Annotated in this window: 22 protein-coding genes; 12 read left to right on the top strand and 10 right to left on the bottom strand. The window is 60.2% G+C overall.

The genetic code is table 11. The features are described 5' to 3' along the window. From Q8X48_RS29055 to Q8X48_RS29040, 4 genes are all read right to left on the bottom strand, one after another. The gene (locus tag Q8X48_RS29055) at window positions 1-1,080 is read right to left on the bottom strand and encodes an ABC transporter ATP-binding protein (protein ID WP_407802588.1); all 1,080 of its coding nucleotides are present in this window, start codon (window positions 1,078-1,080) and stop codon (window positions 1-3) included. Then, a complete protein-coding gene (locus Q8X48_RS29050; RefSeq protein WP_007976115.1) occupies window positions 1,073-1,879 on the bottom strand; it encodes an ABC transporter permease in 807 nt (268 codons plus the stop codon). Before Q8X48_RS29050 ends, Q8X48_RS29055 begins: the two co-directional genes overlap by 8 nt. Beyond that, window positions 1,876-2,736, bottom strand: coding sequence for an ABC transporter permease (locus Q8X48_RS29045; RefSeq protein WP_007987087.1), 861 nt, complete (start codon window positions 2,734-2,736; stop codon window positions 1,876-1,878). The genes Q8X48_RS29050 and Q8X48_RS29045 overlap by 4 nt, the downstream gene beginning before the upstream one ends. Window positions 2,737-2,818: 82 nt before the next feature. Then, window positions 2,819-3,874 carry a polyamine ABC transporter substrate-binding protein gene (locus tag Q8X48_RS29040; protein ID WP_217835557.1) on the bottom strand — a complete coding sequence of 352 codons (1,056 nt, stop codon included), beginning with the start codon at window positions 3,872-3,874 and terminating at the stop codon, window positions 2,819-2,821. 198 nt (window positions 3,875-4,072) lie between these two features. Between Q8X48_RS29040 and Q8X48_RS29035 the strand changes: the two genes are divergently transcribed. The 4 genes from Q8X48_RS29035 to Q8X48_RS29020 all read left to right on the top strand — a co-directional run bounded on the left by Q8X48_RS29035 (window position 4,073) and on the right by Q8X48_RS29020 (window position 8,228). Next, complete coding sequence (locus Q8X48_RS29035) at window positions 4,073-5,005, top strand: GntR family transcriptional regulator (protein WP_407802587.1); 933 nt, start codon at window positions 4,073-4,075, stop codon at window positions 5,003-5,005. A gap of 99 nt (window positions 5,006-5,104) precedes the next feature. Continuing rightward, a complete protein-coding gene (locus Q8X48_RS29030) occupies window positions 5,105-6,388 on the top strand; it encodes a nucleotide disphospho-sugar-binding domain-containing protein (RefSeq protein ID WP_407802586.1) in 1,284 nt (427 codons plus the stop codon). 69 nt (window positions 6,389-6,457) lie between these two features. Beyond that, window positions 6,458-7,855, top strand: a complete 1,398-nt coding sequence (locus Q8X48_RS29025) for an NAD(P)/FAD-dependent oxidoreductase (RefSeq protein ID WP_407802585.1) — start codon at window positions 6,458-6,460, stop codon at window positions 7,853-7,855. 13 nt (window positions 7,856-7,868) lie between these two features. Then, entirely contained in the window at window positions 7,869-8,228 is a 360-nt protein-coding gene (locus Q8X48_RS29020) for a cupin domain-containing protein (protein WP_015095627.1), read from the top strand. On the opposite strand, the gene Q8X48_RS29015 is transcribed toward Q8X48_RS29020, so the two are convergent. Both Q8X48_RS29015 and Q8X48_RS29010 read right to left on the bottom strand, forming a co-directional pair. Beyond that, window positions 8,225-9,292, bottom strand: coding sequence for a GGDEF domain-containing protein (locus Q8X48_RS29015; protein WP_407802584.1), 1,068 nt, complete (start codon window positions 9,290-9,292; stop codon window positions 8,225-8,227). The two genes, Q8X48_RS29020 and Q8X48_RS29015, sit on opposite strands and share 4 nt — an antisense overlap. 734 nt (window positions 9,293-10,026) lie before the next feature. Continuing rightward, window positions 10,027-11,067 (bottom strand): ABC transporter substrate-binding protein, encoded by a 1,041-nt coding sequence (locus tag Q8X48_RS29010; RefSeq protein WP_102675832.1) that lies wholly within the window; start codon window positions 11,065-11,067, stop codon window positions 10,027-10,029. On the opposite strand from Q8X48_RS29010, the gene Q8X48_RS29005 reads away from it, so the two are divergent. Beyond that, window positions 11,066-11,221: a hypothetical protein gene (locus Q8X48_RS29005; RefSeq protein ID WP_157222277.1), complete on the top strand. Its 156-nt coding sequence runs from the start codon at window positions 11,066-11,068 to the stop codon at window positions 11,219-11,221. The two genes, Q8X48_RS29010 and Q8X48_RS29005, sit on opposite strands and share 2 nt — an antisense overlap. A 29-nt stretch (window positions 11,222-11,250) precedes the next feature. On the opposite strand, the gene argE is transcribed toward Q8X48_RS29005, so the two are convergent. The 4 genes from argE to Q8X48_RS28985 are packed head-to-tail and all read right to left on the bottom strand — an operon-like array spanning window position 11,251 to window position 14,860. Continuing rightward, entirely contained in the window at window positions 11,251-12,411 is a 1,161-nt protein-coding gene (argE, locus tag Q8X48_RS29000) for an acetylornithine deacetylase (protein ID WP_407802583.1), read from the bottom strand. Continuing rightward, window positions 12,404-13,078 (bottom strand): DUF1028 domain-containing protein, encoded by a 675-nt coding sequence (locus Q8X48_RS28995; protein WP_007976091.1) that lies wholly within the window; start codon window positions 13,076-13,078, stop codon window positions 12,404-12,406. The genes argE and Q8X48_RS28995 overlap by 8 nt, the downstream gene beginning before the upstream one ends. Window positions 13,079-13,088: 10 nt before the next feature. Beyond that, window positions 13,089-13,499 (bottom strand): RidA family protein, encoded by a 411-nt coding sequence (locus Q8X48_RS28990; protein ID WP_003201555.1) that lies wholly within the window; start codon window positions 13,497-13,499, stop codon window positions 13,089-13,091. Further along, window positions 13,499-14,860 (bottom strand): flavin-containing monooxygenase, encoded by a 1,362-nt coding sequence (locus Q8X48_RS28985; protein ID WP_407802582.1) that lies wholly within the window; start codon window positions 14,858-14,860, stop codon window positions 13,499-13,501. The genes Q8X48_RS28990 and Q8X48_RS28985 overlap by 1 nt, the downstream gene beginning before the upstream one ends. A gap of 274 nt (window positions 14,861-15,134) precedes the next feature. On the opposite strand from Q8X48_RS28985, the gene Q8X48_RS28980 reads away from it, so the two are divergent. From Q8X48_RS28980 to Q8X48_RS28950, 7 genes are all read left to right on the top strand, one after another. Further along, window positions 15,135-16,511, top strand: a complete 1,377-nt coding sequence (locus tag Q8X48_RS28980; protein ID WP_407802581.1) for a pyridoxal-phosphate dependent enzyme — start codon at window positions 15,135-15,137, stop codon at window positions 16,509-16,511. After that, entirely contained in the window at window positions 16,508-17,686 is a 1,179-nt protein-coding gene (locus Q8X48_RS28975) for a trans-sulfuration enzyme family protein (protein WP_126046210.1), read from the top strand. The genes Q8X48_RS28980 and Q8X48_RS28975 overlap by 4 nt, the downstream gene beginning before the upstream one ends. Window positions 17,687-17,923: 237 nt before the next feature. Beyond that, window positions 17,924-18,775 (top strand): putative selenate ABC transporter substrate-binding protein, encoded by an 852-nt coding sequence (locus tag Q8X48_RS28970; RefSeq protein ID WP_102702713.1) that lies wholly within the window; start codon window positions 17,924-17,926, stop codon window positions 18,773-18,775. Further along, a complete protein-coding gene (locus Q8X48_RS28965; RefSeq protein ID WP_407802580.1) occupies window positions 18,772-19,569 on the top strand; it encodes a phosphonate ABC transporter ATP-binding protein in 798 nt (265 codons plus the stop codon). The genes Q8X48_RS28970 and Q8X48_RS28965 overlap by 4 nt, the downstream gene beginning before the upstream one ends. Further along, a complete protein-coding gene (locus Q8X48_RS28960) occupies window positions 19,563-20,390 on the top strand; it encodes a PhnE/PtxC family ABC transporter permease (RefSeq protein WP_407802579.1) in 828 nt (275 codons plus the stop codon). The genes Q8X48_RS28965 and Q8X48_RS28960 overlap by 7 nt, the downstream gene beginning before the upstream one ends. Next, window positions 20,387-21,154: a phosphonate ABC transporter, permease protein PhnE gene (phnE, locus tag Q8X48_RS28955; protein ID WP_407802802.1), complete on the top strand. Its 768-nt coding sequence runs from the start codon at window positions 20,387-20,389 to the stop codon at window positions 21,152-21,154. The genes Q8X48_RS28960 and phnE overlap by 4 nt, the downstream gene beginning before the upstream one ends. A 366-nt stretch (window positions 21,155-21,520) precedes the next feature. Next, window positions 21,521-25,237, top strand: a complete 3,717-nt coding sequence (locus Q8X48_RS28950; protein ID WP_407802634.1) for a YobI family P-loop NTPase — start codon at window positions 21,521-21,523, stop codon at window positions 25,235-25,237. Window positions 25,238-25,540 lie beyond the last annotated feature (303 nt).

Here is a 25,540-nt window from a genome sequence, read left to right as displayed (position 1 = left end):
TCAGCGTGTCAATACGCGGGCATGCCGGGCTTGCCAGCCCAGCCGGATGGTCGTGTCGATTGCAAAATGGGCGAATTCAAACTGTGAAGACGGCACGCGCACGATCAGCGGTTTGTCGCTGAGGGCTGTCTGCACATGCAGGTTGGTGTCGAGGCCGTGGTAGGCGACTTCGACGATTTTTCCGCTGACCTGATTCGGGCAATCGCTGCCCTGCTCTGTCAGCACTTGCAGGCGCTCGGGGCGTACCACCACGGCGACGGACTGACCGGAAACCAGCGGTGCGTCGGTTTCCACGCTCAACTCCAGGCCATTCACGCGCACCGAGTGCTGGCCCGAGCGCACGCCTTCGAACAGGTTGCTGACGCCGATGAAGTTGGCGACAAACCGGCTGTTGGGGTTCTCGTACAGCTCCGACGGACTGCCGCACTGGCACACCTTGCCGCCGTCGAGCACCGCCATGCGGTCGGACATCACCAGCGCTTCTTCCTGATCGTGGGTGACGATGATGAAGGTGATGCCGCTCTCGTGTTGCAGGCGCTTGAGTTCCAGCTGCATCTTTTCCCGCAGCTTTTTGTCGAGGGCGCCCAAGGGCTCGTCGAGCAGCAGCACCCGTGGACGCTTGACGAGCGCCCGGGCCAATGCCACGCGCTGACGCTGGCCGCCGGACAGCTGATCGGGCTTGCGCTCGGCCAGCTCGCCCAGTTGCGCAGTGCTCAGCACTTCATCGACCCGCCGGCGGATTTCGCTTTCCGGCAGACGCTCCATTTCCAGGCCGTAGGCGATGTTCTTGCGCACGGTCATGTTGGGAAACAGCGCATAGGACTGGAACATCAGGTTCAGCGGACGCTTGTTGGCCGGCAGCGGCGAGATGTCATTGCCGTCCAGGTAGATGCAACCACCGCTGGGGGTTTCGAAACCGGCGAGCATGCGCAGCAGCGTGGTCTTGCCGCAGCCGGACGGCCCGAGCAACGCGAAGAACTCGTTCTCGCGGATGCTCAGCGACACCTCGTTGACCGCCAGACCGTTGCCATAAGACTTGCTGACCTTGTCCAGGATCAGTACCGCAGATGAATTATTCATGGGTGCGAGGAGCCTTGTTGAGACGCTGCGAAGCCAGCAGCGCGGTGATGCTGACCAGCATCACCAGCGTCGCCAGAGCGTTGATTTCCGGGGTGACGCCGAAGCGGATCATGGCGTAGATCTGCATGGGCAACGTGGTCGAAGCCTGGCCGGAGCCGGAGTTGAAAAAGGCGATGATGAATTCGTCCACCGACAGGGTGAACGAGAGCAATCCACCGGCCAGCACGCCGGGGAAGATCACCGGCAACAGCACCCGGCGGAAGGTGGTGAACCAGCTGGCACCGAGGTCGATCGAGGCTTCGAGAATCGAATAGTCGAAGTGCTTGAGCCGCGTGCGCACCACCGCGCAGACGAAGGCGATGTTGAACACCGCATGGCTGATGATGATCGAGTGCAGGCCCAGGCCAACCTTGAGCAAGTTGAAGAAGCTCAGCAGCGCAATCGCCAGCACGATGTCGGGAATGATCATCGGCGCCATCAGCAAGGTATCGACCACCTGGCCCTTGTCATTGCCCTTGCGGCGCAACTCGATGCCCAGCGCGAGGAACGTGCCGAGCACACAGGCAATGAAGGTCGCCGACAAGGCGACGATCAAGGTGTTGAGCGCCGCCGACAGGATCGCCGTGTTGTGCGCCAGTGCCGCATACCACTTCAACGACACGCCGCCCCAGGCGGTGGGCAACCCCGACTTGTTGAACGACAACAGGATCAACACCAGGATCGGTATATAAAGGAAGGCGTACACCAGCCCCAGGTGCGAACCCAGCACGGTGGCGCTGACAGAACGTGGCTGACTCATGAGCGCGCCCCTTCTGCACGACGGGCCACCAGGGCCTGGATGAACAACAGGATCAGCATGATCGCGATCAGGAAAAAGCTCAGCGCCGCACCGAACGGCCAGTCCCGCGCCGTGAGGAATTGCGAATAGATCAGGTTGCCGACCATCTGCACCTGCTTGCCGCCCAGCAGGTCGGCGGTGATGAAGTTGCCGATGCTGAGCACGAAGACAAACACCGCACCGGCGGCGATACCCGGCACGCTCAGCGGCAGGATGATCCGGCGAAAGGTCATCCAGCCCGAGGCGCCGAGGTCTTTCGAGGCGTCCCACAGTTCGTTGTTGATCCGCGACAGCGACGAGAAAATCGCTAGGATCACAAAGGGGATGTAGTTGTAGACCAGCCCCAACACCACGGACGACTCGGTGTACAGCAGGCTGATGGGTTCGCCGCTGTAGCCGAACACTTGCAGCAGGCGGTTGATCAGGCCTTCACGGTTGAGCAGGACGATCCAGGCGTAGGTGCGGATCAGGTAATTGCTCCAGAACGGCAGCATCACCAGGAACAGGTACACCGCCTGGCGCCGCCGTGGCGCCCGGGCAATCGCATAGGCTGCCGGGTAGCCGATCAACACCGCGAACACCGTGGCCAGCCCGGCGATTTTCGCCGACTTGAGCAGGATGCCCAGGTACAGCGGATCGAACGCGCGCTGATAGTTTTCCCAGGTGAATAACCAGTCGATGCCACCGTAGGCACCGCGTTCGACGAAGCTGTAGACCAGCACCAGCAGGCACGGAATCACCAGGAACATCAGCAGCCAGCCAAAGCCGGGCGCAAGAAGCCAGGCCGACAGACGCCTGTCAGCATGCAAAGCACTCATTAACCCTATCCTCCCGCCTCAGGACAGAGGCGGCTTGCGAGCGTGGCGAGGCATGCCGGGCATGCCTCGGATCGACGTGGCGTTAGTTCTGCGCCGCCATGATTTCGGTGACGGCGCGGGTGTAGGCCTTTTGCGTGGTGCCGCCCAGGTCGCGCAATTGCTCCATTTTCAGCAGCTCGGCGGGAGCGATCGTCAGGTTGGGGTATTGCTTGAGCAGGTCCGCAGACAACCCGGCCATGGCCGCCTGGTTGGGGACTTTGTAGAGGATGTTTTCAGCGACCCAGGCGTGGTTTTCCCTGGCCAGCATGAAGTTGATGAACTTGAAGGCCTGGTCCTGGTGCTTCGAACTCTTGAGCACCACCATGGTGTCCACCCACAGGTCGGAACCTTCCTTGGGCACCACGAACTTGATCGCCGCGTTGGCCTGGGTGCCGTAGTTGCACCAGCCGTCCCAGGCGTGGGCCATCAGCGATTCGCCGGAAGCGAGCTTGGAATAGAAGGTGGTGTCGTCGAAGGACAGAATGCGTTTTTTGGTGGCGATCAACTGGTCGCGAACCGCGGCGATTTGTGCCGGGTCACTGTCGTTGACCGACCAGCCCCTGGCGAGGAAACCGGCGCCGAGCATCCAGCGGTCGGTGGCGAGCATCGTCACCTTGCCTTTGAGGGCATCGCTCGGATTGAGCAGCTCGTTCCAGCTCTGCGGCGCCGGCGTCACCTTGTCGGAGCGATAGCAGATGCCCGTGGTGCCCCAAGTGTAAGGCACGGAAAACTGGTTGCCCTGGTCATATTCCAGGTGAGTGGCTTCGGGGTAGAGGTTTTTCAGGTTGGGGACTTTGACCGGATCGATGTCCGCCAGCAGCCCCTGTTTGTGCAGGACTTCGGCGAAGGGCGAGGAGACGAACACCACGTCATAGCCTTCACCACCGGACGCCATCAGCTTGCCCATGATTTCTTCGTTGGTGGCGTGCAGCGCCTTGTCGACGTCCACACCGCTGGCAGCCTTGAACTTCTCCAGCGCATCCGGGGCCATGTAGCCGTCCCAGATGGAAATCACCATGTCTTTCGCACTTGCAGCCTGTGAAGCGATCGCCAGGGAAACGGCCAATCCCGCGCACAGAAGATCATTCAGCTTGCTCATAAATACTCACCCGACGATTGTTTATTGTTGTGTTCGAAGGCAGTACGGCAAAACGAGAAACGATTGCTTGTGTTTTTTTTTAGAAATTAGGACCAGTATCAAAAGATGTCAACGCTTTTTTACGGCCTGACGACTGGCCAGCGCATGACATAAGATGGGCAACTGAGTCCCACAGCGGATCACAACGAGAAAAGACGCTTGAGCACGACAGCCGAAAAAAAACCGCGCACCAATCACCTGGAACTGGCCCGGCGCATCCTCGAGCACACCCAGGAAAGCGGCCTGATGGCCGGCGACCCGGTGGCCGAACAGGCCCTGGCCCGCACGTTCCAGGTGTCGCGCACGCTGATTCGCGGTGCGCTGAAAGTGCTATTGGAAGAAAACCTGCTGAGCCACGAAGCCGGCAAGGGCTACCGATTGCTGGCATCGCCGGCGGGCCAGGCGTTCAACGCCGCCCTGCCCCAGGCCGAGGAAGAAGAACTGGCCGCCTCGGTGCTGCGTGACCGCATGGCCGGGCGCCTGGGCGACAGCATCAGCATCAGCGAACTGATGCGCCGCTACGACATCGGCCGGTCGGCGGCACAAAAGGCCCTACAGCAACTGAGCGAAAGCCAGGCCATCGAGCGCGGCCCCGGCCAGTCCTGGCTGTTTCGCCCGTCGCTCAATAGCCTGGCCGCCCTCGAAGAAAGCCTGAAATTTCGCCTGATCCTAGAGCCCGAAGCCTTGCTCAGCCCGAGCTTCAACGCCGACCCGCAACGCCTGGCGCTGTTGCGCAGCGCCATGCAAAGCCTGCTCGCCCGCCCCGTGGAAGACTTCGATCTGCAGCAGTTTCGCGAGCTGGACATCAGTTTCCATGAACTGCTGGCCCAGAGCTGCGGCAACCGCTTCATCAGCGACGCCCTGCTCCAGCATCAAAGCTTGCGCCGTTTGCCGAACCTGCTGCCATCGGTCAGCGTGCACCGCCTGCAGGAGGCCCTGCGCGAACACCTGCAAATCATCGCGCAGATCGAACGCGGGCAGATGGAGATCGCCGCCGACCTGCTGCGCCTGCACCTGCGCCTGAGCGCCGCGCAACGCCCGCAAACCGCTAACCGGGGCATTCCGCAAAGCCATCTGTTCGGGCGTCGTTAAGCACCACGCAAAAACATGATGATTTTTTTTTGAAAATAAGACAGCATCAAAAACACCTTCAGGAGCGGCGGGTCTGACCCGCCATGGACCGTCCTCGCCATGCAAAAACAAAAACTGATCGCCCTGTTTCCGGAAGCCAGTTTCGGCGCGGCCTTGAACTGCATTGGTATTGCCCAGTCGCTGCGTGAGCTGGGCGCCAAACCGGTGTTCATCTGCCACGAGCATTTCCAGGGGCTGTTCGCCGAGTACGGCTTCGACGAATACCCGATTCCGCAAGTGAGCCCATTGTCGGCGGCGGAACACCAGCACTACTGGGAACGCTTCATCGAGCGCAGCATTCCCTACTTCGACCAGACCCCGCTGGCGCAGATCGACAGCTACGTGGCGCCCGCCTGGGAAGCCATCATCGACACCGCCATCGAAGCGGAAAAACCCTTGCAGCAGCTGCTCGGCCGCCTCAAGCCCGACGCGATCGTGCTCGACAACGTGGTGATGTTCCCGGCCATCGCCAACGCCGGTTGCCCGTGGGTGCGGGTGGTGTCCTGCGCCGAGACCGAACTGCCGGATGCCGCCGTCCCACCGTACCTGTCCGGCTGCCTGGCCAGTGACACCGAGGCTTGCGAGCGTTACTCCGGGCAGTACCTGAAGGCTGTCGCACCGGCCCATGAACGCTTTTCGCAGTTTCTCCTGGGCAACCATACGGCGCCCTGTCCGGCGGGACAGTTCCTCACCGATTCACCCTGGCTCAACCTGCTGCTGTCGCCGACGCCTGTGCGTTATGAACGCCGGCAGCCGCTCGATCCACAGCGCTACGTCTACCTCGACGGCTGCGTACGCCGCGAAGCGCCGTACATCGTCCCGGACTTCCCACGGCACAACGACGCACCGCTGATCTACCTCAGTTTCGGCAGCCTCGGCGCCGCCGACACCGGGATGATGAAGCGCCTGATCAGCACGATCGAAACCTTGCCCTATCGCTTCCTGGTCAACGTCGGCGCCTACCGCGACATGTACACCACCGTGCCGGACAACGTGTACCTCGACAGCTGGTTTGCCCAGCCGGCCGTGCTCAAGGAATGCGATGCGTTCATCCATCACGGCGGCAACAACAGCTTCTGCGAGGCGCTGTACTTCGGTTTGCCGTCGCTGATCATTCCGTATTGCTGGGACGGTCACGACAACGCCGCCCGCGCCGAGGAAGTCGGCGTCGGCCGCTACCTGCCGCGATTTGCCGATCCCCTGGCCGCCCTGCCCGGCGCCCTCGAACAACTGTTGGCCGACCAAGCGATGAAGCAACGCCTCAAATCATTCAGCGAGCGCATGCAGGCGACCCGCGGCACCGACATTGCCGCCCGCGCGATCCTCGCGCTTCCAGACCTCTAGCCATAACAACAAAACCGTCGGGCAACCGAACGCAATCGTCGCTGCCCGACACACCGCCGGAGTTTCAGCATGAATGCCCCACCGCGTCTCGATACGCTCGACCACGTCCTGCCCCATCCCTTTTGGCAGGACACCGTCACCCCACCGCCCGCCGCACCTTCCGTAACCGGAACTGTGCAATGCGACCTGGCCGTGGTCGGCGGCGGATTCACCGGATTGTGGACGGCGCTACTGGCACGCCAGCGCAACCCCAAGCTGAGCATCGCGATCATCGAGGCCCGTCGTTGTGGCGGTGAGGCCAGCGGGCGCAATGGCGGTTTTTGTGCACCGAGCATTTCCCATGGCGTGTCCAACGCCCTCAAGCGTTGGCCGGATGAAGCACAGCAACTGATCCGCCTGGGCCGGCAGAACCTCGATGAACTGGCTGCCGATGTGGATCGCTTCGGTATGCAGGTCGAGTTCGAACGCCAGGGCAAACTCAATGTCGCCAGCCAACCCTGGCAGGTCGACGGACTGCGCGCCATGCAGCGCAACTACGCCCGTTTCGGCATTGACTGCCAGTGGCTGGAAGGCCCTCAACTGGCACAGAAGCTCGACTCACCGACCTACGTGGCAGGTCTGTTCGAACCCAACTACGCCCTGCTCAATCCAGCGAAAATGGCTGCCGAATTGCGCCGCGTATGCCTTGAGCAAGGCATTCAACTGTTCGAAAACAGCCCGGTCCTGCAACTGAGCGCGGACAAAGACAACGTGCGCCTGCGTACAGAAGGCGGCGAAGTGACCGCTGGAAAAGTCGCCCTCGCCACCAACATTGCTCCACCGCTGCTCGGCCATCTGGCGTCGAGCGTGATCCCGGTCTATGACTACTCGCTGGTCACGGAGCCACTGCGCGATGAACAACTGGCCGCCATCGGCTGGACCGGCCGTTACGGCATCGCCGATTCCGGCAATCAGTTCCACTACCTGCGCAAGACCGCCGACAACCGCATTCTCTGGGCCGGCTTTGATGCCATCTATCATTTCGGCGGGCGCCGCGACGAAGCCCTGACCCAGCGCCCGCAAAGCTTCCAGCGCCTGGCCGAACAGTTTCAACAGACCTTTCCGGCCCTGGGCGATGTGCGCTTCAGCCATGCCTGGGGCGGCATCATCGACACCTCGGCACGCACCACGATGTTCACCGGTTGCGAACATCAGGGCCGGGTCGCCTATGCCTTGGGCTTCACCGGGCAAGGGGTATCGGCCAGTCGCTTCGCCGCGCTGAACATGCTCGACCTGCTGGCCGGGGAACGCACCGAACGAACGGAGTTGCTGATGACCTCCAAGGCGCCGTTCCGCTTTCCGCCCGAGCCGTTGCGGTATGTCGGCGTGAAACTGGCCCAGCGCTCTCTGGCGCGGGAGGACCGCGACGGTCACCGCGACCTGCTGCTCAAGACCTTCGATGCCTTTGGCATCGGTTTCGATTCCTGACCCGGAGACCACCATGTCCACAGCCCTGCCCCGGCACGTCATCGACTTTGCCAGTGAGCTTGCCCCCCGTGAAACCGAAATCGACGACCCGGCCGTGGTCGACGCGCCTTATCGCAGCAAGAGTTGGCGGCACTTTGTGGCGCCCGGGAAAAACGCCGTGGCCGGCATCTGGGAGGCAGGACCGCACCGGGAGCGTTGCCAGTGCGATTACGATGAGCTGTGCCACATTCTCGAGGGCACGGTGCGCCTGACCGATGCCGAAGGCGTCGCGCGTACATTCGGCCCCGGCGATTCCTTCGTGGTCGCCAGCGGATTCCAGGGCACCTGGGAAAACCTCACTCCGGTGCGCAAGGTCTACTTCATCCTAGGTTAACCGGCCGCGACCGGTACGTCCGGCTGCTGACGTACCTGGTTGCGCCCGTTGCGCTTGGCCTGGTACAGCGCATCGTCGGCGCGGGTCAGCAGGCTCTCCGGCGTGTCGCCGGGTTGTGCATGGGCCACGCCGAACGACGCGGTGATGGTGTCCAGCACGGTATCAGTGCCCCGGGCCTTGACCCGCAGCGACTGGATTTTCAGGCGCAGGCGCTCGGCAAACGCACCCGCCGCCGCCAGATCCGGGCAGTCCTTGAGCACCACACAGAACTCCTCGCCGCCGTAACGCGCCGCGAACGCTTCGCCCGACAGCGATTCACGCAACACCCGGGCAACATGCTGGAGAACACGGTCCCCCAACGGATGGCCGTACTGATCGTTGAATTGCTTGAAGTGGTCGATATCCAGCATCACCAGCGCCAGGCCGGACGCTGCGTCATTCATCGCCTGTTCAAACTTGCGGTTGAAGGTGCTGCGGTTGAGCAATTCGGTCAGGCCATCGAGGGTCGCGGCCAGTTGGGCACGTTCCAGCTTGTCGCGCAGGCTTTTGATCTCGAGTTGCGCCGACTGCAACTGGGCGAGGAAGTGCTCCTGCTGCCCCTGCATCAGCCGGGTGCTTTGTTGCAGCTGGATCAGGATGCTCGGCAAGCGCTCACTGGCCGGCTCTTCGAGCATTTGCAGGTACTGGCCAAGGCTGGCCTGGAAGTTCTGGTTACCCTTCACGCTGCGCGAAACATCACGCTCCATGTCGTCGACCAGGTTGATCGCTTCCTGCTGCCCGGAACGGGCGTCCGCCAGTTCGTCGCGGATGATGTATTCGCGAAACAGCTTGGCCGCCGACTCCGGCGGGAAAGCGTCGAAATCGTTGACCACCCGGTCCAGGTGCCGGTTGAGTTCAGGCTCCTGGCCCTTGCTGTAGGTGTACCAGAGCGCGTAGTGCACCGGATTGGGCGGAATGTTGTGACGAACCATCAGCGGCACTGCCTGCTTGAGCAACGCCGCTGCCTCACGGGAGTCTTCTGGATACAGCGCTAGAACAGTCGCACGCGTGTCGGATTGGCTCATGGCTTCACTGTGGTTGTTTATCATTGGCGATCGGCAGGCTCGCTGAGCATAACCATACGCCCGACAAACGGCTATCCCGAATTACCCCCGTATTTCAACCCGGCCGAGGTATCGCACTGTTTTTTTGTGGGAGCGAGCCTGCTCGCGAAGGCGGCGGCCCATCCAGCATCGATGTGACTGATATACCGCTTTCGCGAGCAAGCCCGCTCCCACAGGGTTCTGTGCTTGACCTGACTAACATCACCACTGCGCGAAGGCGGCAAAGCTGGAACCCGAGGTATCGCACTGGTTTTTGTGGGAGCGGGCTTGCTCGCGAAGGCGGCGGCCCATCCAGCATCGATGTGACTGATATACCGCTTTCGCGAGCAAGCTCGCTCCCACAGGGTTCTGTGCTTGACCTGACTACCATTACCACTGCGCGAAGGCGGCAAGGCTTGAGCCTGAAGTATTGCACCAGGCTTTTTGTGGGAGCGGGCTTGCTCGCGAAGGCGGTGGCACATCCAGCATCGATGTGACTGACATACCGCTTTCGCGAGCAGGCTCGCTCCCACAGGAGGGCTGTGCTTTACCTGATTACCATCACCACTGCGCGAACCCGAGGTATTGCACTGTTTTTTGTGGGAGCGGGCTTGCCCGCGATGGCGGTGGATCAGGCAACACTGATGTCGCATGTGCCGGCCTCATCGCGGGCAAGCCCGCTCCCACAGGGTTTTGTGTCGCTACACGATTGTGTATCAGCGCGCAGCCCAGGCGTTGAAGCGCTGTTCCAGCTCTTCGCCATGGTCGACCCAGAACTCTGCGTCCACCGCCCGGGCGCCGGCCAGGTTGGCCTCGGCGGTTGGCAGTTGTTCCTGCACATCCTTGGGCAGCAATGGCAGGGTCTGGCGATGCACCGGCCCGTAGGGGATGTTTTCCGAGAAGACTTTTTGCGTCTGCGGCTGGCTGGCGAACGCGATGAAGTTTTCCGCCAGCGCCTTGTTCGGTGTGCCTTTGACCACCGCCCAGTATTCCGGGTCGTACAGGCTTTGGGGCCAGACGATGCTCAGTTTCATGCCTTCCTTTTGCGCCGAGGCGATCCGGCCGTTGTAGGCCGCGCTCATCACTACGTCGCCGGCCACCAGCCATTGCGCCGGCTGCGCGCCCGCCTCCCACCACTGGATGTTCGGCTTGATCTGGTCGAGCTTGGCAAAGGCCCGCGTCACGCCTTGTGGGGTTTTCAAGACCTTGTACACGTCGTCCGCCTTGACACCGTCGGCGAGCAAGGCGATTTCCAGGGTGTACTTGGCGCTCTTGCGCAGGCCGCGCTTGCCCGGGAAGTCGGCGACGTTCCAGAAGTCCGCCCAGGACTGCGGCGCCTTGGCCTGCTTGCTCTGGTCATAGGCCATGACCATCGACCAGACGTAAGTGGCCACCCCGCATTCGGTCAGCGCACCGGGCACGAAGTTCGCCGAATCACCGAAGCGCCCCGCATCAAGCTTCTCGAACAGCCCCTCCTCGCAGCCGCGCAACAGCTCGGGGCTTTCGACTTCCACCACGTCCCAGCTGGTGTGACCGGCCGAGACCATGGCCTTGATCTTCGACAGCTCGCCGTTGTACTCACCGGCGATGATGTTGCCCGCGCCGCTGGCATTGAACGGTTGGAAATAGGCTTTCTCCTGAGCCTGTTTGGTAGCACCACCGAAGGAAATCACGGTGAGGTCCTGGGGGGCCGCCCACACACTGGCACTCAACAACGCCAGGGCAAACGGAACACTGCAACGCAAGGATCTGGACATGGATCGCTTCCTCGAAAGTATGGGTTCGCACACTGACCAATGCCGATTCGTCACCTGTAGGAGCCGGCTTGCCGGCGATGGCGGCGGATCGGTCAAAACCGATGTCGCCTGCCAAATCGCTATCGCCGGCAAGCCGGCTCCTACAGGTGATTGAGCGGAATCAGCCCTGTTGACCCATTGTTGTTATTGCTCACTCAGATACACCGCCAGGCGATCCATCAGGCGGTCACAGGCCGCCATCTGGTCGACGCTGACAAATTCATCGGGCTTGTGCCCCTGGTCCATGCTGCCGGGACCGCAGACCACGGTCGCAATCCCGGCCTGATTGAACAGCCCGCCTTCGGTGCCAAAGGCCACGGTGCCGAAATCATCGCTGCCGCACAGCTCGGCAATCAGCCGGGCGGCGGCGCTGTCGGCGGGTGTCGCCAGGCCCGGATAGGCCGAGATTTTTTCAAAGCGGATCGCGGTATCGCTGTCCACGGCCTGCATGGCCGGCAGCAACGTCTGCTCGGCGTAGTCCCGCAGCTCATCGACGACCACCTGCGGGGCGAAGTCCGGCAAGGCGCGGATCTCGAAATCGAAACGGCAGTCCGCTGGCACGATGTTCAGCGCCGTACCGCCCTGGATCACGCCGACCTGCACGGTCGAGAACGCCGGATCGAAGCGCTTGTCGTGCAATGGCGGCCGGGCCAGGGTGGCGCCGATGTCGCCCAGCCGACCGATCAGGCGTGCGGCCTGCTCGATGGCATTGACCCCATAAGGCGCGTAAGCCGAATGACAGGCAGCACCGCGCACATGGCAACGCATCGCCAGCTTGCCCTTGTGGCCAAGCACCGGTTTGAGCTCGGTCGGCTCGCCGATCAAACACAACGCCGGGGCCGGGATGCGTTGGGGCAACACCTCCAGCAAACCGCGCACGCCGAGGCAGCCGACCTCTTCGTCATAGGAAAACGCCAAATGCACCGGGCGCTTCAAAGGGCTGGCGAGAAACACCGGCACGGCGGCCAGCACCGAGGCCAGATAGCCTTTCATGTCCGCGGTGCCGCGACCGTAAAGCTTGCCGCCCGCCTCGCTCAGACTGAACGGCTCGACCGTCCAGGCCTGGCCGTCCACCGGCACCACGTCGGTGTGACCGGACAGCACGATGCCGCCAGCCACGCTCGGGCCGACCGTGGCCAACAGATTGGCCTTGGTCCGCTCGGCGTTGTAGATCAGTTCGCACGCCACGCCCAGCCCGTGCAGGTAGTCACGCACGAACTCGATCAGCTCGAGGTTCGAGTCGCGGCTGACCGTGGCGAACCCGATCAACCGCGCGAGCATGGCGCGGCTGCGCAACTCACTCATCGCCGGGCACTCCATACGCGGGGGCCAGGGTCGGATTGAGGGCGCGGGTCAGGTAGTCCTGCAATTGCGGCTCGTAGGCCGTCCACAGTTTGCCCAGCTCGCCAATCGGGTTTTCATCGGCCCAATCCACCCGCAGGTCGACAATCGGCCAGGTCAGGTCACCGACCACCGACAACGCCGCCGAGTGCACCGCGCCCGCTTCGCCGCCGGCGTCCTGCCCGGCCTGCAAGGCGTTCATCAGGCGGGTGGCGAGGCAGCCTTCACTGTTTTCGAAAGCCGCGACCATCGCCTCGATCACCCCACTGTTGGCCAGCAGGTTGCCGGCCGCCACGCACTGATCACCGGCCACCGCGTTGTTGATGCCCAGCGCATGATTGCCGCTGAACACCGCCGTACGACCGTGGGCATCCACCACCGCCACCTGGCGATATTGGCTGTAGCCGTTGCGGGTCAACGAGTGGTCCAGTGCCTGGGGTGGCGCCGAGCCGTTGGCCAGCTCATCGAGGATCTGCGGGCCGAGGGCCGGCAGTGTGATGTTCTGGCTCGACACCGCGCCGACCCCGGCCCGCAGCCAGGGGCAGCGCGCACCGACGGCGATGCTCGAAGAACTGATGGCAATGCCCAGCTGGCCGGTCTCGGCGCAGCGACCCACGATGGAAAAAGTCATGGCGAAGTCCTTATTCAGGGATAACGGCAATCACGTCGATTTCCATCAGCCACTGCGGCTGGCCGAGGGCACTGACCACCAGCCCGGTGGAAATCGGGAACACACCCTTGAGCCACTTGCCGACCTCCTGGTACACCGGCTCGCGATAGCGCGGGTCGATCAGGTAGGTAGTGGTCTTGACGATGTGGCTCAGATCGCTGCCCGCCTCTTCCAGCAACTGCTTGACGTTGCGCATGGCCTGTTCGGCCTGGGCGCGCGGATCACCGAGGCCCACCAGTTGGCCGTTGAAATCGGTGCCGACCTGGCCACGCACATACACGGTATTACCGGCGCGCACGGCCTGGCACAGATCGTTGTCCAGCGTCTGGTTCGGGTAGGTGTCTTTGGTGTTGAACATGCGGATGCGGGTATGAGTAGGCATTAACGAACTCCCATGAGGCTGGCTTTCTGAACAGGTGCGCGGGCGGCGTCGGCTTGACGCTGGGTCGCATCCCGATAGTTGAAATAGGTGTGCTGTTTAACGATGTGATCGGCGATGTGCTTGGCGTCGTGCCAAACGCCCCAGATGAACGCGGAGCCACGACGGGACTGCCACGGCAACCCGACGAAATACACGCCGGGCTCGGCCGACACGCCGCGCTGGTGCTGCGGTTTGCCGTTGTCCTTGAAGGCATCGACCTTCAGCCAGCTGTAGTCGGTGGAGTAACCGGTGGCCCAGATGATCGTGGTCACGCCGGCCTTGAGCAGGTCCAGTTCCAGGATTGGATTTGTCACGCAATCCGGATCGGCCAGCATGGCCCGGGCTTCGGGTTCCAGCGGCAGGTCGAGGCCATTGCGTTCGATATAAGCGTCGGCCTTGTCGAGCAGCGCGAGGTAGTTTTCATCGCCACGGCGGATGTTGTCGGCGAGGTTGTCTTCAAAACTGACCACGGCGCCATTGAACGATTGAGTCAGGCCGACCAGGGTCATGCCCTGATGCGCCAGGCGGCGGAAGTCCACGGTGTGGCCGCCACGGGCACCGCTCACGGCGATGGTCACGTGTTCCTTGCCCGGTTGCATGGCCTCGGCATCCCACTCGCCCAGCACCCCCAGCCACCAGCAGAAATCGCGGTTGCGATAGGCGCGCGGCGGACGGTCGTGGGCGCCGACCGAGAGGTAGACCTGTTTGCCGGAACGTTGCAACTCATCGGCGATCTGCACGCCCGACGACCCGGCGCCCACCACCAGCACCGCGCCTTCGGCCAGTTGCTGCGGGTTGTAGTACTGGGCGGAGTGAATCTGGCTGATGCCGGCCATTGGCGGGGCAATCGGCGGGATGGCCGGACGCTGGAACGGGCCGGTGGCGACCACCACGTGCCGGGCCTCGATCACGCCGTCAGAGGTTTCAACGGTGAAACCCGGACGGTCGGCATTGCGTTGTACGCACTTGACTTCAACACCGGTGCGGATCGGCGCGTTGAACTTGCGGGCGTAGGCTTCGAAGTACTCGGCCACCTGCTCTTTGCCGGCGAAGGCGTCCGGGTCGAGGCCGTCGAATTCCAGGCCCGGGAAGCGGTCGTGCCAGGCAGGACCGTTGGCCACCAGCGAATCCCAGCGGCCGGTGCGCCAGGCTTCGGCGATACGGTTGCGCTCCAGCACGAGGTGGGGCACACCGAGTTTGCTCAGGTGTTCACTCATGGCCACGCCGGCCTGGCCGGCGCCAACAACAAGCGTATCAATTGCGGTTTTATCAACTGTCATGGCTGTGCACTTCTGAAAGGTGGTTTGATTCAGGTCGGTCATGGCTGCCGCCTCGATGCTGATCACTGTTGTTCTTCTGCTGCGGCTATCGGTATCAGGGTGTTGGCCGCATTCTGTTCGGAGCCGGGAAATAGCGAAATTATGTTTTTTGTGGTTGCTGGCGAGGAAAAAGCGTCGAGGTGACCGGCTGGCCGTGCGAGGTTGCGGTCGGCCCGATCCCGGCCTATGGTCCAAGCGATGCATTGCCCGCGACCGGCGCGAAGACCCGGCGCGGATTGCTGTCCATCCAGTGCGGATTCACGCAAGGAGTGATGACATGCCCGACTATTCCCGTCCTGCCGTACTCGAACTGATTGGCAATACCCCGCTGGTACGCGTCAGCCGGTTCGATACCGGTCCCTGCACGCTGTTTCTCAAGCTCGAATCACAGAACCCCGGCGGTTCGATCAAGGACCGCATCGGTCTGGCCATGATCGACACCGCCGAACGCGATGGCCGCCTCAGGCCCGGCGGCACCATCGTCGAAGCCACCGCCGGCAACACCGGCCTGGGCCTGGCCCTGGTCGGCCGCGCCAAGGGCTATCGCGTCGTGCTGGTGGTGCCGGACAAGATGTCCACCGAGAAGGTCTTGCACCTCAAGGCCATGGGCGCCGAGGTGCACATCACCCGCTCCGATGTCGGCAAGGGCCATCCCGAGTACTACCAGGACGTCGCCGCACGGCTGGCGGCGGAAATTCCCGATGCGTTCTTCGCCGACCAGTTCAACAACCCGGCCAACCCGCTGGCCCACGAATGCAGCACCGCGCCGGAGATCTGGGCGCAAACCCAGCATGATGTGGACGCCATCGTCGTCGGCGTCGGATCGGCCGGCACCCTCACCGGCCTGACCCGCTTCTTCAAACGCGTGCAGCCGGACCTGGAAATGGTCCTGGCCGACCCGGTCGGTTCGGTGATGGCTGAATACAGCCGCGGTGGCACCCTCCCCACCCCCGGTTCCTGGGCGGTGGAAGGCATCGGCGAAGACTTCATCCCGTCGATTGCCGACCTGTCCAGCGTGCGCCACGCCTATTCGATCAGCGATGAAGAAAGCTTCGACCATGCCCGCCAGTTGCTGCGCGCCGAAGGCATTCTCGGCGGCTCGTCCACCGGTACCCTGCTGGCGGCGGCGCTGCGTTACTGCCGCGAACAGACCACGCCGAAACGGGTGGTGAGCTTCGTCTGCGACACCGGTACGCGTTACCTGTCGAAGGTCTACAACGACCAGTGGATGAACGATCAGGGCCTGCTGCAACGCAAGCACTACGGCGACCTGCGCGACCTGATCGCGCGGCGTTTCGAGGATGGCCGGGTGATCAGCGTCGGCCCCGACGACACCCTGCTCACCGCGTTCCAGCGCATGCGCCTGGCGGACGTGTCGCAATTGCCGGTGCTGGTGAAGGGGCAGCAACTGGTCGGCGTGATCGACGAGTCCGACATCCTGCTGGGGGTGCACGAGGACGTTGCGCACTTCCGTAAAACCGTGGCCAGCGCCATGACCGACAAGCTGCAAACCCTGTCCCCCGCTGCCACCCTGGCGGAACTGGAGGCAGAGCTGGGCCGTGGGCTGGTGGCGATCATCCAGGATGCCTCGGGCTTCCACGGCCTGATCACCCGAACCGACATGCTCAACCATTTGCGGAGATCCCTGCCATGAGTCAACAGGACAAAAACGCCCCGCCTCAGGGCTTCGCCACCCGGGTGATCCATGCCGGGCAAACGCCGGACCCATCCACCGGGGCCTTGATGCCGCCGATCTACGCCAACTCCACCTACCTGCAACAGAGCCCCGGGGTGCACAAGGGCCTGGACTACGGACGCTCGCACAACCCGACGCGCTGGGCCCTGGAGCGCTGCGTGGCCGACCTCGAAGGCGGCACCCGGGGCTTTGCCTTCGCCTCGGGGCTGGCGACCATTTCCACGGTGCTCGAACTGCTCGATGCCGGATCGCACGTCGTCTCCGGCAACGACCTGTACGGCGGCACCTTCCGCCTGTTCGACAAGGTGCGCCAGCGCAGCGCCGGGCACCGCTTCAGCTTCGTCGACCTGACCGACCTGGCGGCGTTCGAGGCGTCCCTGCAGGACGACACCCGCATGGTCATGGTCGAGACCCCGAGCAATCCGTTGCTGCGCCTCACCGACCTCGCCGCCATCGCCCGCACCTGCCGCGCGCGCGGCATCATCAGCGTGGCCGACAACACCTTCGCCAGCCCGTGGATCCAGCGCCCGCTGGAACTGGGTTTCGACATCGTGCTGCACTCGACCACCAAATACCTCAACGGCCACTCCGACGTGATCGGCGGCATCGCCGTGGTCGGGCAGAACCCCGAACTGGCCGAGCGCCTGGGCTTCCTGCAAAACGCCGTCGGCGCCATCGCCGGCCCGTTCGACGCCTTCCTCACCCTGCGCGGGGTGAAGACCCTGGCCCTGCGCATGGAACGGCATTGCAGCAACGCACTGGAACTGGCGCAGTGGCTGGAGCGTCAGCCGCAAGTCTCGCGGGTCTACTACCCCGGCCTGCCCTCGCACCCGCAGCACGAACTGGCCCAGCGGCAAATGCGCGGATTCGGCGGGATGATTTCCCTCGACCTCAACAGCGACCTGGCCGGCGCCAAACGCTTCCTCGAAAACGTGCAGATCTTCGCCCTGGCCGAGAGCCTGGGCGGCGTGGAAAGCCTGATCGAACACCCGGCGATCATGACCCACGCCACCATCCCGCCCGATACCCGCGCAGAGTTGGGGATTGGTGATGGGTTGGTGCGGTTGTCGGTGGGGGTTGAGGACGTCGAGGACTTGCGCGCGGACCTGGCGCAGGCGTTGGCGCGGATGTAAGTAATCCCTGTAGGAGCGAGCTCGCTCGCGATGGTCGTTAACGATGCCGCGTGTTTACTGACTAAACGCAGCGCTCTTGAGTCCATCGCGAGCAGGCTCGCTCCTACACAAGGCTGGTCAAGCACGCAGGACTCCCTATAATCGCGCCGTTTTCGTCTACCCTCACGAAGCGTCGTGCAGCAATCAGCTTGTGCGGGGCGCATCGACATTTTTCCGCTATTGAACCGGAGAACTTCCATGCTCAAACGTACCCTGGCTATGGCCGTCGGCCTGACCCTGTCCCTTTCCACCCTGCTGGCACAGGCTGCCGAGACCCTCAAGGTCAGCGCCATTCCCGACGAAGCCCCCACCGAATTGCTGCGCAAGTTCAAGCCACTGGGCGAATACCTGGAGAAGCAACTGGGCATGAAGGTCGAGTTCGTACCGGTGTCCGACTACCCGGCGGTGGTCGAGGCGCTGGCCACCGACCGTATCGACATGGCCTGGCTGGGCGGTTTCACCTTCGTGCAGGCACGTTTGAAAACCGGCAATGCCATTCCCTTGGTACAGCGTGAGCAGGATGCCCAGTTCACCAGCAAATTCATCACCGCCGACCCAGCGGTCAAATCCCTGGCCGACCTCAAGGGCAAATCGTTCGCCTTCGGCTCGGTCTCGTCGACGTCCGGCAGCTTGATGCCGCGTTACTTCATGCTGCAGGACGGCATCAAGCCGGAAACCTATTTCAGCCGCGTCGGTTACTCCGGCGCCCACGACGCCACGGTCGCCTGGGTTCAGGCGGGCAAAGTGGATGCCGGCGTACTCAACGCCAGCGTCTGGGAAAAACTGGTCAAGGCCGGCAAGGTCGACACCGACAAGGTCAAGGTCTTCGCCACCACGCCGGCCTACTTCGACTACAACTGGACCGTGCGCGGCACCCTCGACCCCGCCCTGGCCGAGAAAATCAAGGCCGCCTTCCTCGCACTCGACCCGGCCAACCCGGAGCAAAAGGCGATCCTCGACCTGCAGGCCGCCAGCCGCTTCATCGAGACCAAGCCTGAGAACTACAAGGGCATCGAGGAAGCCGCGCGCGCTGCCGACCTGCTGAAATGACCTTGCATCTGAACCGGGTCAGCCTCACCCACGACACGGGCGTGCGGGCGCTGCATGAGGTCGACCTGCACATCGGCGCCGGTGAGCAGGTGGCGATCATCGGCCCGTCCGGCGCCGGCAAGTCGAGCCTGCTGAACCTGCTGGCCACCGCCCTGCGCCCCGGCAGCGGCACGGTCGAGGTGCTCGGCGAGCACGCCTGGCAGCTCGGCGCCCGACAGCGCCAGCGCCTGCGCGCGCGCATCGGCCTGGTGCATCAGGCGCCGCCGCTGCCACCGCGCCAGCGCGTGGTCACGGCGGTGCTGGCCGGCAAACTGGGGCAGTGGGGTTTTGCCAAAAGCCTGCTGAGCCTGCTGCATCCGGTGGATGTGCCCGGCGCACGCGCAGCCCTGGTCAAACTCGACCTGGGCGACAAGCTGTTCGCCCAGTGCCAGCAATTGTCCGGTGGCCAACTGCAGCGCGTGGGCATTGCCCGCGTGCTGTACCAGGCCCCCGACGTGCTGCTGGCCGATGAGCCGGTGTCGGCGATGGACCCGGTGCTGGCCGGGCACACCCTGTCGATCCTCTGCCGCCACGCCCGGGAACACAAGGTGACCCTGGTCGCCAGCCTGCATGCGGTGGAGCTGGCGTTGAGCAACTTCTCGCGCATCATCGGCTTGCGCGACGGCCAGATCCTCTTCGATCTTCCCTCTGCCGACATCGACCACGACTTGCTCGACCGGCTCTACGCCAACGAGCAACTGCAATCCCCGCCCGCTCCGGTGGCGCCCTTGAGCCTGCAGATTCCCCGATGCTGACGCGCGATACACGAGACCCGGCCACCCTGCCCCGCCTGCTGCTCAGTCTGCTGGCGTTGGCCCTGCTGTGGCCCGGCCTCCACTTCAGCGAACTGGACCTGGGTGTGCTGCTCAAGGCCGACAGCCAGAGTGAAATGGGCCGTTTCGTTTCGGCCTTCTGGCCACCGGCCCATGGCGAAGAGTTCCTCCAGCTGCTGTGGCAAGCCACCTTGCAGACCCTGGCCATCGCCACCGCCGGCATGGCCCTGGCCTTGCTGCTGGCCGTGCCCGCCAGCCTGCTCGCCAGCCGAGCCCTGTCGCTGTCGGCGGCTTCGCGCAGCGGCCGCCCGAGCGCCCTGGGCCGGTTGCTGCGTTGGCCGGTACGCGGGGTGCTGATCTTCCTGCGCAGCGTGCCGGAAATCGTCTGGGCCCTGCTGTTCGTGCGCGCCGTCGGCCTTGGCCCGACCGCCGGGGTGCTGGCCATTGCCATCACCTACAGCGGCATGCTGGGCAAGGTCTACGCGGAAATCTTCGAGTCGGTCGACCAGCGCCCCGCCCACTCACTGCTGCAAGCCGGCAGTGGCCGGTTGGCAGCGTTCTGCTACGGCATCCTGCCCAATGTCGCGGCGGAGCTGTTGTCGTACACCGTGTACCGCTGGGAATGCGCGATCCGCGCGTCCGTGGTGATGGGCTTCGTCGGCGCCGGCGGACTGGGCCAGCAGATCGACCTGTCGCTGCGCATGTTCGCCGGCGGTGAAGTGGCGAGCATGCTGCTGACCTTCTTCGTCCTGGTGCTGTTCGCCGACCAGATCAGCCGCCTGCTGCGCTGGAGGTTCGCATGAACCGCCTGATCAACCTGCTGCTGATCCTCTGCATCGCCGCCGCGGTCGTCGCCTCGTTCCGCTACCTGGGCATCGACCTCGGCGAACTGACAGGCAGCGGCAACCTGAAGCAGATGGGCGCCTACGTGCTGCGCTTTCTCAGCCCGGACCTGAGCGCCGGCCACCTGCAAGCCATCGGCCGTGGCGCCGTGGAAACCATGGCGATGTCCGCCCTCGGCACCTTGCTCGCGGCGGTGTTTGGCCTGCTGCTGGCGCTGCCGGCGGCCGGACGCTTCGGCTGGCTGCTGCAGAGCGCGTCGCGACTTGTACTCAATGGCCTGCGCGCCATTCCCGAACTGGTGTGGGCCGCGCTGATGGTACTGGCCGCCGGCCTAGGCCCCAACGCCGGCACCCTGGCACTGGCCATGCACACCACCGGCGTACTCGGCCGCCTGTTCGCCGAAGCACTGGAAAACACCCCGCCGCAACCTGCCGAAGCCATTCGCTTGCAGGGCGGCAATGTCGTCTGGGCCTTCTGCTATGGCACTCTGCCTAACCTGTTTCCGCAGTTGCTGGCGTACATTTTGTACCGCTGGGAGAACAACATTCGGATGGCCAGCGTGCTGGTGTTTGTTGGGGCTGGGGGGTTGGGGCAGATGCTTTATGTGAGTCTTAGCTTGTTTCAGGAGGCTCAGGCGAGCACGGTGATTTTGGCGATGTTGGTGCTGGTGTTTGCTGTTGATGGGTTGAGTAGTTGGAGTCGGCAGCGGTGGGTTAAGGCTTGATGGGGGTTGGATGGGTTTGGTCAGCTGATTGCGTTCGAGCTGAGCAGGTATTTGTATGGAGTTGACTACCGAGTTTTATGGTTATGACTGGTAGAAAACGCCCCCAAAGCTGACGGTGGCGACGGGCAGATATCGGTCAATAGTGCTCAATGAATTGTGCCTACAAAAGTGGGGGCGACCCAGGTACTCGTGAGTGCAGGTACGTATGGAATATATGGGCAGCGAGCCAGCACACATCATTATTTCTCACGAAGAAAACGCGAGTCAGCTGTGCGATCTGCGAGCATAATGCCATCAGTTGTAAATTGAGGTCCTCCTGCTTTCGTCGGCGGAAGGGATGTAAGTTATTGCTCAAGGATGACTGAATTGAAGCTGCTCAAGTCGCTGTTCGAAAAGATTCGTGAGACGAAAAAAATCAGACGTGCCCAGTGGCTTCTCTCTCGCGATGAGGCGACTTCAGAGAGCTTTCTTGATCTTACACCGGTTGATAACGCCGACATTGATGGGCTTTATAGGAAGGCTTTGGATTTCGCTATGCGCAATCCATCGATTCGGAACGTTGCGCTGACAGGGCCTTACGGGTCGGGAAAAACCAGCGTGATCAAGACCTACGAAAAGAATTCGCCTTTTCGTTTTCTGAACGTCTCATTAGCAACCTTTAGCGATCCGAACATCAGCAGCGAACTGGATTCAGCTCCGACCTCAGAGGAGGTCACTGTTAAAGTCGAACGAAGTATTCTCCAGCAGATGCTCTATGGTGCCGATTCACGGACCTTGCCATATTCAAGATTTAAGCGGATTACCAAGCCAAGCTGGTTGACCCTCAACGCTCTGGGCTTCGCTTTCTGGATCGTCGTATGTGGATATATCTATCGCGAGCGGGAAAATATCTTGAGCGTGGCCACATTGGATGATGTAAAACCTCTGTGGTTTTTTACATGCTTGTACGCTTTCTCGTATTTTGCACAGCTTGTTTCTCGTTCTTTGAAAGCTTCACATTCGCTTTCGGTCAAAAAACTCTCGTTGCAAAATGGTGAAGTCGAGTTAGACGGCACACCAGAAAGTTCAATCTTGAATAAACATCTGGATGAGATCATTTACTTTTTCGAGGAGAATAACTACGACGTTGTAGTCTTTGAGGATCTTGATCGCTTCGGGAGCCCTGAAATATTTATAAAATTACGAGAAATCAATAAAATCATCAACGACCGACCCAAGCAAAAAAGGATGTTGGATAGCCTAAGAGCACCTCAGCCGCTTAAATTTATTTATGCTATTAAGGATGATGTGTTCTTCAATAAAGACAGAGCAAAATTTTTCGATTTTATTACGCCAATTATCCCAATCATAAATAATTCAAATTCGCGAGAAATGTTCGCGAGATGTATAGTTTCCAATGGCAAAAATATTGAAATTGATAATCGTTTTTTGAGCGAAGTTTCGCTATATCTGGATGACTACCGACTGATTAAAAACATCAGTAACGAATTTTTAGTTTATCAGGGAAAAGTAGGTGGCGTGCCGAACCTCAACAAATTGCTGGCGATTATTATATATAAAAATACCTACCCGAAGGACTTTGAAGCTTTGCACCATGGCAAAGGTGCTTTGTACAGTATTGTTGGGCTGCGAACTGACCTGATCGCAAGGGCGTCGGTTGATGCAGATATTAAAATTGATGCTCTTAGGACATCGATTTTAGAGTCAGAGGCCGAATTTTGTTCGGCGCAGGCAGATCTTGTTCGGATTTTCTGGGGACAACTCTGCGGAGGTAATGCGGACTATCATATTAATGGGATCTACGCAGGCTCAGAGATATTGACACTGGATAAATTGTTGGACTGGGATAATTTTAAAAAATTATTTAACGAAAACCCAGTTCGCATTAATGGCATGCTTATTCAAAATAGTTATTTTTACGCTCATCCGAACCAACAAATCGCGCTCGGGCTTTCCTTTCGTGAACTTGAGAGCAAGGCGATACCTGGATCAAAGTTTGAAGTTAGGAACGAGAGAATTAAGAATAAGAGCGCGCTGCGACGTAATCAGCTAAATGCCGAGATTTCGGATATCAAGGAAGAAAAGGCAGAGTTCGCCAGGCAGCCTCTGCGACAATTGCTGATGAACGCAAACGAGGAAATTGACAGTGCAATTGCGGGTTCGGACATCAGCGATTCGCGACTTTTAAAATACTTGGTCAAAAACGGTTTCTTGGACGAAACCTATCATTTGTATATCTCAATATTCCATGAGGGGCGAATGTCACGCAATGATTGGAATTTTATCCAAATGATCCGTGACTTCCGGCCTGTAGATCCAGATGCGCAAATCGATAATCCTCGCGAGGTCGTCGCGGAGATGCGGGATGAGGATTTCGGTGCAGAGTATGTACTTAACGTCACTCTTATGGATTATCTTTTGTCTACAGGTGTAGTTAATTTTTCCAAGATCCGCAGTGCAATTGAGTTTGTCGCCAGACATTTTTCCGGTGCTGAAGAGTTTTTCCGGGCGTATTGGCTATCCGGACGGGCGGTCGACGCCTTCATGAAAGCAGTATCAGAGCACTGGAGCGGTTATGGTGTTGCATCGATAGGGAGCGATCAATCTCCTCGGCACATTGCTAACCTTTTGGCGTATGTAGACCCTTCATATATAGCGCAGAAAATGAACATGGATGGCGCGTTGACGCGTTACTTATCAACTCATAGCGCTTCAGTGTTTGCCGAGAATGTTTCTTTCGCGAATGGTTACCAAGCGCTTAAGTTTATGTCTGTAAAACTGGAAAACCTCCAAGAAATAGGAGAGCTTGATGAATTGGCAGCTTACGCCTGCCAAAACTCCCTATATTTACTGAGTGAAAACAATATAGAATTTGCATTATCAAACCTTTCTCACAACACCAATTTAACTGATAGCACATCGATTGATCATCGCCTGAGCAATTATACCGCTATTAGTTTGGCGACTGATCAGACGGTTAATAATTATGTCTGGAAAAATATAAATTCATACCTTGAGGATGTTGCTCTGATTATGGAGAACAATCTTGAAGAGTCTAAGGAAGCGATACTTAAGGTCGTCAATCACCCAGAGATAAATCAGGATTTAGCAATTCAGTATGCGCTGCGACAGAGCTGCATATTTGAAAGCTTCACTGACATACCCGAATTTATGTGGGGAGAGCTATTATTCAATAAAAAAATTATTGTTGAATGGAAAAATATTCTTGAGTATCACCGACACGAAGGTACCGACCTTACTCGCCTAAGTGCATTTTTGAATGACGACGAGGTTGTCAATGAGCTGACTGGCGCTCTAATGCCGATGGCCGATGGCGATGATGAGGATGGAAAGGCACTTTCTCGGTTCGTCATCAACAATACTGATATAGATCTCTCAAACTTTGAAAAACTTTGCGGGTGTTCTCGTTATGCTTACCTCGGATTCTCTACAGATTTGCCCCTGGACAGAAAACTGATATTGGCTCGTATAGGAAAGATCTCTCTGAATGAAAATTCGTTCGCTGAAACTTCTGATTCACCATTGCTAAAGGCGACATTGATCAAAACACATTTTGCCAGCTACACCAAACAAGCAGACAAGTACCCAATCGATCTTGATGTCAAGTTAGAACTGCTTGCTTTGTCGTCAGAGAACAACAAGGCACAAATTGTAAAGTGGATGACCTTGGAAGAGCTGCAGGCTAGCGCGAACGCGACAAATAAAGTTGCGCGCTTTTTGTCCGCAGAAGGCTTGAATATTGATGGCTATAACCGAGAAGTTGTAGTGCACTGCTTGGCAAACGGTTCCCTGCCGAGGGTGGCAGTGGATTTACTGTACAATTTTATTGACATCCTTACGAATATAGAAATTACCGGTGCGTTAAGCGCAGCGCAAGAACCGTACTGCCAATTTGTTAAGGCCAACACACGCCAGAAGTTATTTAATACTGAAAGAAACATGGAGTTCGTGCTGAAGCTAGTACGCCGTAAAATTATTTCTTCTATTAGCGATGAAGGCTCATTCATTCGCGTAAACGCTTACCGTAAAGGGATAACGAAATTCCTTTTGGGCGATAGTTGAGTCGCCCCAGACTCGTAGACACATTCGAGCGTCTGCTTTTAGCCGATTGTGTTGAAAAAGGCGGTCCTTCCAGACTGCCCGCATACTGACTGCTGAAAACGCCTTTTTTGCGCGCAACTATGCGAAATCTGAGCTCGGGATCCTCTGCTCAAAGTAAAGATTTTAACCTGAAGCGCGTACTTTTCTGCCGTGGAAACCATGGCCGACTTTTTCAACAGAATCAGCCGTTCTCTGCCGGTCATGGTTACAAAGCCTGCGGGTTAAATCCTAGGCAATCGGTGGTCAAGTGCAGTGCAATTCCGC

This window comes from Pseudomonas sp. QLc11A, from assembly GCF_052112305.1.
Taxonomy (GTDB): domain Bacteria; phylum Pseudomonadota; class Gammaproteobacteria; order Pseudomonadales; family Pseudomonadaceae; genus Aquipseudomonas; species Aquipseudomonas laurylsulfatiphila.
This window is presented reverse-complemented; position numbering and strand designations above follow the sequence as displayed.